Source organism: Pseudomonas sp. A214 (assembly GCF_900156295.1).
In the GTDB taxonomy this organism is placed as follows: domain Bacteria; phylum Pseudomonadota; class Gammaproteobacteria; order Pseudomonadales; family Pseudomonadaceae; genus Aquipseudomonas; species Aquipseudomonas rhizophila.
Genome location: NZ_LT707062.1, coordinates 3,078,329 through 3,091,471, shown reverse-complemented (window position 1 = coordinate 3,091,471; position 13,143 = coordinate 3,078,329). Strand labels below are relative to the sequence as shown.

Annotated in this window: 11 protein-coding genes; 9 read left to right on the top strand and 2 right to left on the bottom strand. The window is 61.0% G+C overall.

Annotated elements, in window-relative coordinates; all coding sequences use genetic code 11:
• Positions 1 to 314: 314 nt before the first annotated feature.
• From BW979_RS13980 to BW979_RS13955, 6 genes are all read left to right on the top strand, one after another.
• Positions 315 to 1,193, top strand: a complete 879-nt coding sequence (locus BW979_RS13980) for an esterase/lipase family protein (protein WP_047227853.1) — start codon at positions 315 to 317, stop codon at positions 1,191 to 1,193.
• A gap of 96 nt (positions 1,194 to 1,289) precedes the next feature.
• Positions 1,290 to 1,571, top strand: a complete 282-nt coding sequence (locus tag BW979_RS13975; RefSeq protein ID WP_007898306.1) for a peptidylprolyl isomerase — start codon at positions 1,290 to 1,292, stop codon at positions 1,569 to 1,571.
• 130 nt (positions 1,572 to 1,701) lie between these two features.
• The gene (locus tag BW979_RS13970) at positions 1,702 to 3,570 is read left to right on the top strand and encodes an extracellular solute-binding protein (RefSeq protein WP_047227852.1); all 1,869 of its coding nucleotides are present in this window, start codon (positions 1,702 to 1,704) and stop codon (positions 3,568 to 3,570) included.
• Positions 3,570 to 4,628, top strand: a complete 1,059-nt coding sequence (locus BW979_RS13965) for a microcin C ABC transporter permease YejB (protein ID WP_047227851.1) — start codon at positions 3,570 to 3,572, stop codon at positions 4,626 to 4,628. The genes BW979_RS13970 and BW979_RS13965 overlap by 1 nt, the downstream gene beginning before the upstream one ends.
• Positions 4,628 to 5,650, top strand: coding sequence for an ABC transporter permease (locus tag BW979_RS13960; protein ID WP_047227850.1), 1,023 nt, complete (start codon positions 4,628 to 4,630; stop codon positions 5,648 to 5,650). The genes BW979_RS13965 and BW979_RS13960 overlap by 1 nt, the downstream gene beginning before the upstream one ends.
• 27 nt (positions 5,651 to 5,677) lie before the next feature.
• Positions 5,678 to 7,252 carry an ABC transporter ATP-binding protein gene (locus tag BW979_RS13955; protein ID WP_047227849.1) on the top strand — a complete coding sequence of 525 codons (1,575 nt, stop codon included), beginning with the start codon at positions 5,678 to 5,680 and terminating at the stop codon, positions 7,250 to 7,252.
• Between the two features lie 12 nt (positions 7,253 to 7,264).
• Here the strand turns inward: BW979_RS13955 and BW979_RS13950 are convergent, their stop codons facing one another.
• Positions 7,265 to 8,599 carry a methyl-accepting chemotaxis protein gene (locus BW979_RS13950; RefSeq protein WP_076384049.1) on the bottom strand — a complete coding sequence of 445 codons (1,335 nt, stop codon included), beginning with the start codon at positions 8,597 to 8,599 and terminating at the stop codon, positions 7,265 to 7,267.
• A gap of 167 nt (positions 8,600 to 8,766) precedes the next feature.
• A complete protein-coding gene (locus BW979_RS13945; RefSeq protein ID WP_047227847.1) occupies positions 8,767 to 8,982 on the bottom strand; it encodes a TIGR02450 family Trp-rich protein in 216 nt (71 codons plus the stop codon).
• A gap of 222 nt (positions 8,983 to 9,204) precedes the next feature.
• Between BW979_RS13945 and BW979_RS13940 the strand changes: the two genes are divergently transcribed.
• The 3 genes from BW979_RS13940 to hbdH all read left to right on the top strand — a co-directional run bounded on the left by BW979_RS13940 (position 9,205) and on the right by hbdH (position 13,098).
• Complete coding sequence (locus tag BW979_RS13940) at positions 9,205 to 10,620, top strand: sigma-54 interaction domain-containing protein (protein ID WP_047227846.1); 1,416 nt, start codon at positions 9,205 to 9,207, stop codon at positions 10,618 to 10,620.
• Positions 10,621 to 10,921: 301 nt separating this feature from the next.
• The gene (locus BW979_RS13935; RefSeq protein WP_047227845.1) at positions 10,922 to 12,313 is read left to right on the top strand and encodes a GntP family permease; all 1,392 of its coding nucleotides are present in this window, start codon (positions 10,922 to 10,924) and stop codon (positions 12,311 to 12,313) included.
• 8 nt (positions 12,314 to 12,321) lie between these two features.
• Positions 12,322 to 13,098: a 3-hydroxybutyrate dehydrogenase gene (gene hbdH / locus BW979_RS13930; protein ID WP_076384048.1), complete on the top strand. Its 777-nt coding sequence runs from the start codon at positions 12,322 to 12,324 to the stop codon at positions 13,096 to 13,098.
• Positions 13,099 to 13,143 lie beyond the last annotated feature (45 nt).

Here is a 13,143-nt window from a genome sequence, read left to right as displayed (position 1 = left end):
GTCCTTGGATAAAGGCACCGCGTTCATATCGCGGCACCCGATGAAGCCATTAAACCTCGACCGTCCCAAACCCACAGTCAGACAAGACGACCACGGGAGTGGCCTGGTGCCGGTGAAGTTGTAGCCGCAAGCGCCAAGGGCAATCGGAAGTATCCCGATACGCTCAGATCCGTCCGGCTCCAGTCCGACCCTTCCCACTTCTTCTATTCCGTTTTCAGCAGAGCACTGCGGTTTCTTCCTACACCGTCCAGCACAAGCCTGCATTAGAGTGACGTCGCGAATTCAACAGGAACCTCTTCGAAAAAGGTACGAACATGCAACGGAATGCAACCACTCAATTTCCCATCCTGCTGGTCCATGGGTTGTTCGGGTTTGACAGGGTCGGCGGCTTCGAACTCTTCCACGGGATCAAACAGGCATTACGCGCCGCCGGTGCCCGGGTGTTCATCCCCTATTTGTCAGCGACACATTCCAATGAAGCCCGTGGTGAACAACTGCTGGCACAGATCGATCGGATCCTGAGCGGCACCGGCGCCACCAGGGTCAACCTGATCGGTCACAGCCAGGGCGCGCTGGCCGCCCGATACGCCGGCGCTGTTGCCCCCGACAGGGTGGCCTCGGTGACCTCGGTCAGCGGCCCGAATCATGGCTCCGAACTGATTGATTTCCTCTACAAAGCCCTGACCCCAGGGCGCCTGCCAGAGCATGTGGCGGATAAAGTCGCCACGCTTTTTGCAGACTTCATCTCGCTGCTGGGCGGCCAGGCGCAACTGCCACACGCGGCCATCGCAGCACTGGCGGCGCTGACCACCGAAGGCGTAGGCGCGTTCAATGACAAATACCCCCAAGGCCTGCCCAAACACTGGGGCGGCAACGGAGCACAAAGGGTCAACGGGGTGCGCTACTACTCATGGAGCGGCACGTTGCCGGACTCCGAGAACGGAGCGTGCAATGCGATGGACCCACTGCAGGGTTTCTGCCGGGCCTTTTCCGAGTATTTCATCACCGAAGCCGGGCAGAACGACGGCCTGGTGGGACGCTTCAGCTCGCACCTGGGCAAGGTCATTCGCTCTGACTATCCACTGGACCACATGGACGCCATCAACCAGACAGCCGGTTGCAGCCGCAAGGGTACAGACCCGGTGGAGCTTTACGTGCGCCACGCCGAACGCCTGCGCAAAGCCGGCCTTTGATCGACAGACTCAAGGTTTTGACGCATTTTTGACAACAACCGGTCAGTGATTCCGGTAGGCTCAACACCTTTAAAGCTATTGAAAGGAATTTTACCCATGGCCAAAGCCACTGCCCGCCACATCCTGGTTTCCAGCGAAGAGAAGTGCAACGAACTCAAGGCTCAGATCGAAGCCGGCGCCGATTTCGCTGAAGTCGCCAAAGCCAACTCCTCGTGCCCGTCCAGCCGTCAGGGCGGCGACCTGGGTTCGTTCGGTCCAGGCCAGATGGTCAAGGAATTCGACACCGTGGTATTCAGCGCCCCGATCAATGTGGTGCAGGGTCCGGTCAAGACCCAGTTCGGCTATCACCTGCTGGAAGTGACCAGCCGCCAGGACTGATCCCGGCTTATCGACATAACGGCCCGCCCTTCGGTGGGCCGTTGTGTTTGTGTCAGGCCAAGGGGCTAGCGATCAAGGCGTAGCTCGCGTACAAATCGTGGTCATCTATCACCCGGCTTTAAGGCTGACAATGCGACTGGCGTTCCCTTCACTGCTGTTCAATGCCGTGGTCCTGCTGACAGGTGCCGCCGGTGTGGATGCCACACCGCAACATGCCCTGACGGTGTATGGCGAACCGGCCAAGTACCCCCAGGGCTTCAGCCACTTCGCCTATACCAATCCCCAGGCCCCCAAAGGCGGCACCATGCGCCGCTCGGCCATCGAGATCGGCCATTTCGACCACGTCCTGCCCTACATCGACAAAGGCATCGGCGTCAGCCAGATCGATGGAATGCTGTATTCGCCGCTGGCTCAGCGCTCGCTGGACGAGCCCTATACCGTCTATGGCCTGGTGGCGCAAAAGATGGAACGCGCCGACGATGGCCTGTCCTTGCGCTTCTACCTCAATCCCAAGGCCAGGTTTGCCGATGGCAAGCCCATCACCGCCGAAGACGTGCGCTACACCTTCGAGCTGTTGATGACCCAGGGCAGCCTGCGGTATCGCACCCAGTTCGCCGCCGTCAAAGGCGTCGAAGTGGAATCCGAGCGCACCGTTCGCTTCGACTTCAAGAACAACGAAAACCGTACTCTGCCTCTGGACATCGCCACACTGCCGGTCTTTCCCGAGCACTGGTGGAAAACCCGCGACTTTGCCAGTGGAGGTGGCTACGAAGCCCCGCTGGGCAGTGGCCCCTATCGGGTGGGCCGGATCGACTCGGGACGCAGCATCACCTTCGAGCGCAACCCCGACTGGTGGGGCAAGGACCTGCCGGTCAGTCGCGGGCTCTACAATTTCGACCATTTCAGCATCGAGTATTTCGGCGATACCGATGTGGCGCGGCAGGTCTTGCGTGGCGGCGCTTATGACTACAATCGCGAGTTCTCCGCCACCGGTTATTCCATCGGCTATGACAGCCCAGCCCTGCATGACGGTCGCCTGCAAAAGGCCCACCTGGCCACCGAGGCTCCCCAAACGGCCCAAGGCTTCGTGTTCAACCTGCAAAAACCGCAGTTCCAGGATCGGCGTGTCCGCCAAGCCCTGGCCATGCTCTGGGATTTCGAGTGGAGCAACCGCCAGATGATGCGCAACCTCTATGTGCGCCAGCAGAGTTTTTTCTCCAACACCGACCTGGCCGCCCGGCAACTGCCCGATGCCGACGAACTGGCGATTCTCGAGCCGTTGCGCGGCAAAGTCCCAGAGGAAGTCTTCAGCCAGGTCTTCCACGCACCGAAAACCGACGGCAGCGGCGTGATCCGTGACAAACAACTGCAAGCCCTGGCACTGCTGCAACAGGCCGGCTGGAAACCCGACGGCGACCGCCTGGTCAATGCCGAGGGGGAAGCGCTGAGCTTCACGTTCCTGATCAGCCAGAACGGCCTCGACCGGCTGTTGTTGCCCTACAAGCGCACCCTGGCACAGATCGGCATCGACATGAGCATCCGGCGCATCGACGCCTCCCAATACGTCAATCGCCTGATGAGTCGCGACTACGACATGATCATCACCGGCTATCCCGTCAGCACTTCGCCGGGCATGGAGCTCTACAACTATTTCGGCTCGGCGGCGGCCAACGATCCAGGGGCCAACAATTACATGGCCTTGCAGAATCCGGCCGTCGATACCCTGATCGACGGACTGGTCAAAGCCACCACCCAGCGCGACATGCTCCGCCATGCCCACGCCCTCGACCGGGTGCTGCAATGGAATTACTACTGGATCCCCAACTACTACCCGCCGGGCAGTTCGACCGTCTGGTGGAACCGCTTTGGCAGACCCAAAGTGCAGGCCAGCAATGACGAAGCCATCGAAAGCTGGTGGGAAATGAGCACCACACCGCTGACCAACGAGCAGATGGCCGCCGAACGCCTCAAACGCGGCTCCCCTGGAGGGCGGCATTGATGTGGGCCTATATCGCGCGGCGCTTGCTGCTGATCATTCCGACGCTGGTCATCATCCTGTTGGTGAACTTCGTCATCGTGCAGGCCGCTCCGGGCGGGCCGGTGGAACAGGCCATCGCCCAACTGCAAGGCATCGGCGGCGCCAGCGTCGGCAGTTCGGGCACTGCCATGACCGGCAGTTCGCGAGCCAGTCGCGGCCTCGATCCACAGCTGATCAAGGACATCGAAAAACAATACGGCTTCGACAAACCGGCCCATGAGCGTTTGTGGTTGATGCTCAGCAGCTACGCCCGACTGGACTTCGGCAAGAGTTTCTTTCGCGGCGCCACGGTGACCGACCTGATCCTGGAGAAGATGCCGGTGACCATTTCCCTCGGGCTCTGGGCCACGCTGATCACCTACCTGGTGTCGATTCCCCTGGGCATCCGCAAGGCGGTGCGCCATGGCTCGGCCTTCGATGTGTGGAGCAGCACGGCGATCATCATCGGCTACGCCATGCCGGCATTTCTGTTCGCCATGTTCCTGATCGTGATGTTTGCCGGCGGCACGTCGTTGAACTGGTTTCCGGTGCGCGGGCTGGTGTCTGACAACTTCGAGTCGCTGTCGACACTGGGCAAGATCACCGATTATTTCTGGCACCTAGTCCTGCCGGTCACTTCGCTGGTGATTGGCGGTTTCGCCACCTTGACGATCCTGACCAAGAACTCGTTCCTCAACGAAATCACCCGCCAGTACGTGGTCACCGCGCGAGCCAAGGGTATGAGCGAACGACGCGTGCTGTATGGCCATGTGTTCCGCAATGCGATGCTGCTGGTGGTGTCAGGGATTCCCCAGGCGTTCATCAGCGTGTTTTTCGCCGGCTCCTTGCTGATCGAGGTGATCTTCTCCCTCGATGGCCTGGGACGCATGAGCTATGAAGCCGCGGTGTCCCGGGACTATCCGGTGGTGTTCGGTTCGCTGTTCATCTTCACGCTGTTCGGCTTGCTGATCAAACTCATCGGCGACCTGTGCTACACCCTGGTGGACCCGCGTATCGACTTCGCCGCGAGGAACGCCTGATGTTCAAGTTGTCACCCTTGGGCCGCCGGCGTTTTGAGCGTTTCAAGAAGAATCGCCGGGGTTGGTGGTCGCTGTGGCTGTTCATCGGCCTGTTCATGCTGACCCTGGGCGGCGAATTGATCGCCAACGACAAGCCGTTGCTGGTGAGTTACCAGGGGTCGCTGTATTTCCCGGTGTTCAAGCGCTACACCGAACAGGAGTTTGGCGGGCAGTTGCCGTTCCAGGCCGATTACCGCAGCAGCTACGTGCAGGATCTGATCCACAAGGACGGCGGCTGGCTGTTGTTCCCGCCGATCCCGTTCAGCGACGACACGCCCAACTACGACCTGAACCAGCCGACCCCAAGCCCGCCCTCGTCGGTGAACTGGCTGGGCACTGATGATCAGGCCCGGGACGTGCTGGCCCGGGTGATCTTCGGGGCACGGGTGTCGATTCTGTTCGCCCTGGCCCTGACGGCCATCAGCGCGCTGATCGGCATCAGCGCCGGTGCCTTGCAGGGGTATTACGGCGGCTGGGTGGACCTGCTGGGGCAACGCCTGCTGGAGGTCTGGTCCGGGCTGCCGGTGCTCTATCTGCTGATCATTCTGTCCGGCTTTGTCGAGCCGAATTTCTGGTGGCTGCTGGGAATCATGGCGCTGTTTTCCTGGCTGGCCCTGGTGGATGTGGTGCGCGCCGAGTTCCTGCGCGGGCGCAACCTTGAATACGTCAAGGCCGCCAGAGCCCTGGGCCTGTCCGACCGCAAGGTGATCGTGCGGCATATCCTGCCCAATGCGATGAACGCCACCCTGAGTTATCTGCCGTTCATCCTCACCGGGGCGATTTCCACCCTCACCGCCCTGGACTTCCTCGGCTTCGGCATGCCGGCGGGCAGCGCGTCGCTGGGCGAGTTGATCGGCCAGGGCAAACAGAACCTGCAAGCGCCGTGGCTGGGCCTGACGGCGTTCTTCACCCTGGCGCTGATTCTTTCTCTGCTGGTGTTCATTGGCGAGGCGTTGCGCGATGCATTCGACCCCCGATCCTGATCCACGGCCATGAAGCGGAACCCTGAGATGAGCGACAACCTGATCGAAATCCGCGACTTGAGCGTGGCCTTCAACGACCAAACCGTGGTGCGCAACCTGTGCCTGGATATCCGCCCCGGTGAATGCCTGGCCCTGGTGGGCGAGTCAGGCTCCGGCAAGTCGGTAACGGCCCATTCGATTCTGCAACTGCTGCCGCAAACCGGCAGCCGTACCACCGGCAGCATTCGCTATCGCGGCCAGGAACTGGTGGGCGCCGAGGCCAGGGTCCTGCGCGAACTGCGCGGGGACCGGATCGCGATGATCTTCCAGGAACCCATGACCTCGCTGAACCCGCTGCACAGCGTCGAAAAGCAGATTGGCGAAACCCTCATGCTGCACAAGGGCCTGGGCGGCAAGGCCGCGCGCCAGCGCATTCTGGAGTTGCTGGCCCTGGTGGGCATCCAGAAACCCACCGAACGCCTCAAGGCCTATCCGCATCAACTCTCCGGCGGCCAACGACAGCGGGTGATGATTGCCATGGCCCTGGCCTGCGAACCTGAACTGTTGATTGCCGACGAACCGACCACCGCGCTCGACGTGACGGTGCAGCGCAAGATTCTGCTGCTGCTTAAGTCCCTGCAGCAACGACTCGGCATGTCACTGCTGCTGATCAGCCACGACCTGAACCTGGTGCGCAGCATCGCGCAACGGGTGTGCGTGATGAAGGCCGGGGAAATCGTCGAACAGGCGCCGTGCGAAACGCTCTTCAGCGCGCCGAAGCATCCCTACAGCTGCGAGTTGCTGCACGCCGAACCGGAAGGCGAAGCCCTGCCCCGTGACGAACGCGAAGACGTCTTGCAAGTGCAGGATCTGCGCGTCAGCTTTGCCCTGGGCGGCGGGCTGTTCCGGCGCAAGGAATACCTGCGCGCCGTGGACGGCATCAGCTTGACGATCCAGCGCGGCAAGACCCTGGGCATCGTCGGTGAATCCGGTTCCGGCAAATCCACCCTCGGCCAGGCGATCCTGCGATTGATCGAATCCGAAGGCAGCATCCACTTCCAGGGACAAGCCCTCGATCATCTGTCGCAGAAAGACCTGCGACCGTGGCGCAAGCAGATGCAGGTGGTGTTCCAGGACCCGTTCGGCAGCCTCAGCCCTCGCATGTCGGTGCAGCAGATCATCAGTGAAGGCCTTGAGGTCCACAGCTCGTCCAGTTCCGAGCAGTGTGAAGCGCAGGTGATCCAGGCGCTGCAGGAAGTCGGCCTCGACCCGCAGAGCCGCCACCGCTACCCCCACGAATTCTCCGGTGGCCAGCGCCAACGCATCGCCATCGCCCGGGCGCTGGTGCTCAAGCCGGCCCTGATTCTGCTGGACGAACCGACCTCAGCCCTGGACCGCACCGTGCAAAAGCAAGTGGTCGCCCTGCTCCGCCAGCTTCAGGAAAAGCATGGCCTGACTTACCTGTTCATCAGCCATGACCTGGCGGTGGTCCGCGCCCTGGCCCACGACATGATCGTGATCAAGGACGGTAAAGTGGTGGAGCACGGCGCCAGCCATGAAGTGTTCGACTCGCCCCAGCATCCCTACACCAAGGAGCTGTTGGCGGCGGCGCAGCCGCAGTAATCCCGGGCTCGCTCAGGCACCACGTCGTTGATCCAGCGCTTGAGCGAATTCACCCATCACCTCCACCACCTGCTGCGCGCCTCGATGAATATCCAGAATGACAGTGCCGGCCTGGTTAGCCAGTTTCACGCCCTGCTCTGCCTTGAGCGTGCTCGATTGCATGCTGCTCACCGCTCGCCTGGCCAATTCACGGTTCTTGGCGACGACCTGAGTAATGGCCACGGTTGACTGACTTGTACGTCGCGCCAGATTGCGCACCTCATCGGCCACCACCGCGAAGCCGCGTCCCTGCTCCCCGGCGCGAGCCGCTTCGATGGCGGCATTGAGGGCAAGCAGATTGGTCTGTTCGGCAATACCCCGGATGGCATCGACGATGCTGCCGATTTCTTCGGACTGCGCGCTCAGGGCACCTATCCCGGCTGACACCTGCTGAAGCTCATCGGCGATGCTTTGCACCACCGTAACGGTTTGCTGAACCACACACGTGCCGAGCCGGGTTTGCTCATCGGTCTGCCGGGACGTCTCGAAAGCAAGTCCGGCGGCTTTTGATTCACTTTGGCGTTGCTCGACTTCGCGAGTGCTGTCAGTGGCGAACTTGACCACGCCATACAAGCGCCCCCGTGCATCGTAGAGAGGGTTGTAGGTAGCCTGCAGCCAGACAGTCGCGCCTCGATTGTCGACGCGTTCGAAAAGGCCGGTCCTGTATTCACCGCGATTGAGCCCGGCCCAGAAGCCACGATAAGCCTCACTCTGGACCTCGCTGGGTTTGCAGAAAATCCGGTGATGCTGGCCCCGAATTTCTTGCAGGCGGTACCCCATGACGTTCATGAAATTCTCGTTGGCATTCACGACCTGACCGCTCAGATCAAATTCGATAACCGCCATGGAACGGTCGATCGCTTGCATGAAACTGGTTTCGGCCTGGGCGCGCAACACCCGCTCGTTGATATCGCGAACAATCAGGATGATGCGCTGCACCTTTGCATGGTGATCCAGCACAGGGACGTAGCTTGCGTGCACCCACAGCCAGCTTCCATCACGCCGCAAATGCAGAAACTGGCTGTCGGCTGGAGAACCCTGCCCCAACTGCCGCCATAACGCCGAGCATTCGGCACTGCGTGAATAGGCAGGCTCACAAAACATCGAATGATGCTGACCGAGGGTTTCGCTGAGTGAATACCCCATCATTTTCAAAAAAACCGGGCTGACGTCGAGCACCTCGCCCGTCGGGGTGAACTCGATGATCGCCATGCATTGCTGCAAGGCCGTCCGTTCGGCTTCGAGAATAGCCTGCCTGGCCTGGATTTCGTGCAAGGCGTCCTGATGCTTGCGAGTACGAATGAACATGGGTGGCGCTCCCGGAGGCGTGAATGCGTGGCTGTAGCCACACGAAGGCAGAGATGCCATCGCTAGATAGCTGCATTAAGCCACTATCGCAGGAAAACTTGTACAACTTTATGATTGTGTATAACTATAAGAAGTCATACGGATCTCTATGGCACAGCCCAAGCCATTCAGCACCAGCCCATTTTCCAATGCTTGCTGTCGCGCAACTCGCGCCAGTCGAGCAACGTCACACGAGCGCTGTATACAGCCTCAAGCTCAATCTTAATGGGTGTCCCCTCCTCATCACAGAGCAGCTTGGTGACGAGAAAATGCTTTTCCCGATCAGTCGGCGCACAGGCCGTCCATTTGGAGAGCTGCAGCTTGCGAGGGTTGAATTTATTCATGAGCGCTCTCAGAAAAATGTACATATTAGTGAAAACTGTACAAGTTTATCAGACTGCCCACCACTGAGCAGATCCACTAAGGCTTAGGGTTTGCCATTGATACGCCACGGCAAAGGATGCGGGCGGAGTAGTGCTCGGCCGGCCCCTCCCGGCATAATGCCGCTCTTTGGCAACCCCTTTGATCGGAGGATGCCGGCAAATCCCACCTTCTGGAAATGCCCGATGAACCCCACCGAAAGCCTCAAGGATTACAAGCGCGTGCGCACGCTGGCGATCCGTTCGTTGTTCGAGATCATCGAACAGTCCAGCGAAGGCACGGTGATTGTCGACCGTGACGCGAACATCGTCTGGATGAACGAACGCTACGCCCGGCGCTTCGGCCTGAACTCAGCGCAAGAAGCCATCGGCCGGGCGTGCGAGAGCGTGATCCCCAGCAGCCTGCTGCGCGAAGTGGTACGTACTGGCCGACCGATTCTGTTGGACATGCAGGACACGCCCAAGGAGCCGCTGGTGGTGATGCGCCTGCCGATCCACGACAGCGCGGGCGCGGTGATCGGCGCCATCGGTTTTGCCCTGTTCGATGAATTGCGCAGCCTGTCGCCGATGCTCAAGCGCTACCTGAGCATGCAGGAGGAACTGGCCTCCACCCGCTCGCTGTTGCGGGCACGGCAGACTCGGTACAACTTCGCCCACTTCATCGGCACCAGCAGCGCCAGCCTGGAGGTCAAGCGTCGTGCCCGGCGCAGCGCCAGCGCCGATTCGCCGGTGCTGTTGCTCGGCGAAACCGGGACCGGCAAGGAACTGCTGGCCCAAGCGATCCATGGTGCTTCGCCGAGGGCGCACAAGGCGTTCGTCAGCATCAACAGCGCGGCGATCCCGGAGGCCCTGCTGGAAGCCGAGTTTTTCGGCACCGCCCCGGGCGCCTTCACCGGCGCCGACCGCAAAGGCCGCGCCGGCAAGCTGCAGATCGCCCAGGGCGGCACACTGTTCCTGGACGAAATTGGCGACATGCCACTGCCGCTGCAAAGCAAACTGCTGCGGGTCTTGCAGGAAAAAGAATACGAACCCGTGGGCTCCAACGAGGTGCTGCAAAGCGACGTGCGGATCATCGCTGCCACCTCCATGGATCTGGAAGCGGCGATCAAACGCGGAGAATTTCGCGCCGACCTGTATTACCGCCTCAATGTGTTGCCGATCCAGGTCCCGCCGCTGCGCGAACGCCTGGATGATTTACCGGCCCTGAGCGAGGCGATCCTCGAAGAACTGCGCAGCCAGCACGAACTGAACCACGACGCACTCGACCTGCTGGGGCAACACGCCTGGCCGGGCAACATCCGGGAGTTGCGCAATGTGCTGGAACGAACCGCGCTGCTCAGCGACGACCTGCTGCTCACTGCCGCCGATATTCGAGCGGCCATTGGGACTTTCACGCCGGTCACCCGTGCGTTGAATCCACATCAGGAGCCGCTGCCGCAAGAAACCTTCAGCCAGGCCCGGGCACGATTCGACCGCCACTTGATCGAAACCACCCTCGCGCAATGCGGCGGCAAGGTAGTTGAAGCGGCTGAGCGGTTGGGGCTGGGGAGGTCGACCTTGTATAAGAAAATGGTGGCGCTGGGGATTGCCGAGTCTCAATAAAGAGACGCATATCTCTAGATATAGACAGCTCCTTTTGAGCGCTTCGCGCTCATCGCGAGCAGGCTCGCTCCCACAGTGGACCGTACTTTCCTGACGAACTCGGTCAACCTGTGGGAGCGAGCCTGCTCGCGATGAGGCCAGCACAGCCCCTGAAAATCTCAAAACAGAGACAAAACTCTCGAGCCACCCTCACCAAAATCAATAATTCTCTTATATTTCAATAAATTACATACCTGGCACAAATCTCGCTAAAGCCCTCCCCACCGCTTCACCACAAAAATAACAATCCAGGAGACACACCATGAGTGTGATCATTGCCTTGGCAGCCCTCACGCTGCTGATGGTGGCCGCCTACCGTGGCTACAGCGTTATCCTTTTTGCCCCCATCGCCGCCCTCGGCGCCGTCCTGCTCACTGACCCTTCCGCCGTCGCGCCGGCTTTCACCGGGGTGTTCATGGAGAAGATGGTCGGCTTCATCAAACTGTATTTCCCGGTGTTCCTGCTCGGCGCGGTGTTCGGCAAACTGATCGAGCTGTCGGGTTTCTCCCGCTCTATCGTCGCGGCGGCGATTCGCCTGCTGGGCACGCGCCAGGCCATGTTGGTGATCGTGCTGGTCTGCGCCTTGCTGACCTATGGCGGCGTGTCGCTGTTCGTCGTGGTGTTCGCGGTGTATCCGTTCGCCGCCGAGATGTTCCGCCAGAGCAATATTCCCAAGCGGCTGATCCCGGCCACCATTGCCCTTGGCGCGTTCTCGTTCACCATGGACGCTCTGCCCGGCACGCCGCAGATCCAGAACATCATCCCCAGCACCTTCTTCAACACCACCGCCTGGGCCGCGCCCTGGCTGGGTGTGATCGGCACGATCTTCGTGTTCAGCTTCGGCATGCTGTTCCTGCAACGCCAGCGCAACAAGGCCCAGCGCCTAGGCGAAGGCTACGGCACCGAACTGCGCAACGAGCCGGAGACTGCCGAAGACATCAAACTGCCCAATCCCTGGCTCGCCATTTCGCCGCTGTTGGCGGTCGGGATCATGAACCTGCTGTTCACCCAGTGGATTCCCCAGTGGTATGGCAAGACCCACAGCCTGGCGCTGCCGGGCATGACCACACCCGTGACCAGCGACATCGCCAAGCTCACCGCGATCTGGGCCGTGCAGGCCGCGTTGCTGGTGGGCATTGTCCTGGTGCTGCTGTTCGCCTTCAGCACCATTCGCAGCAAGCTGGCCGAAGGCAGCAAGAGCGCGGTGGGCGGTGCGCTGCTGGCGGCAATGAACACCGCTTCGGAATACGGTTTTGGCGCGGTCATCGCGTCCTTGCCGGGTTTTCTGGTGCTGGCCGACTGGCTCAAGAACATCCCCAATCCACTGGTCAATGAAGCCGTGACCGTGACGCTGCTGGCGGGCATCACCGGTTCAGCCTCGGGCGGCATGAGCATCGCCCTGGCGGCGATGTCCGAAACGTTCATCAGCGCCGCCAACGCCGCCAACATTCCTCTGGAAGTGCTGCACCGGGTCGCGTCCATGGCCAGCGGCGGCATGGACACCCTGCCCCACAACGGCGCGGTGATCACCCTGCTGGCGGTGACCGGTCTGACCCACCGTGAAGCCTACAAAGACATTTTCTGCATTACGCTGATCAAGACCCTCGCGGTGTTCTTCGTGATCGCTGTGTTCTACGCCACTGGCATTGTGTGAGGCTCCCCATGACAACCCCTCTTTCGGGCAAGACCGCCCTGGTCACCGGCTCTACCAGCGGCATCGGCCTGGGCATCGCCCTGAGCCTTGCCAAGGCCGGCGCCAACCTGATCCTCAACGGCTTCGGCGATGCCTCGACGGTGATCGCCGAGGTGAAACAGTTCGGCGGCAAGGTCGGCCATCATCCGGCCGATGTCAGTGATCCGGCGCAGATCGCCGACATGCTCGCTTACGCCGAACGGGAGTTCGGCGGCGTGGACATTCTGGTGAACAACGCCGGTATCCAGCATGTGGCCGCCGTGGAAGATTTTCCGGTGGAGCGCTGGGACTCGATCATCGCCATCAACCTGTCCTCGGTGTTCCATGCCACGCGCTTGAGCCTGCCGGGCATGCGCGCCAAGGGCTGGGGGCGGATCATCAACATTGCCTCGGTGCACGGCCAGGTCGGCTCGGTGGGCAAGGCCGCCTACGTCGCAGCCAAACACGGGGTGATCGGTCTGACCAAAGTGGTCGGCCTGGAAACCGCCACCAGTAACGTGACGTGCAACGCCATCTGCCCTGGCTGGGTGCTGACACCGCTGGTGCAGAAACAGATCGACGACCGCATTGCCACGGGCATCGACCCGCAACAGGCACAGCATGACCTGCTGGCCGAAAAACAGCCTTCCCTGGAATTCGTCACCCCGCCGCAACTGGGGGAACTGGTGCTGTTTCTGTGCAGCGAAGCCGGCAGCCAGGTACGTGGCGCGGCGTGGAATATTGATGGTGGGTGGCTGGCTCAGTAAATTTCTTGCGATCCCTTGTGGCGAGGGGATTTATCTGTGGGAGCA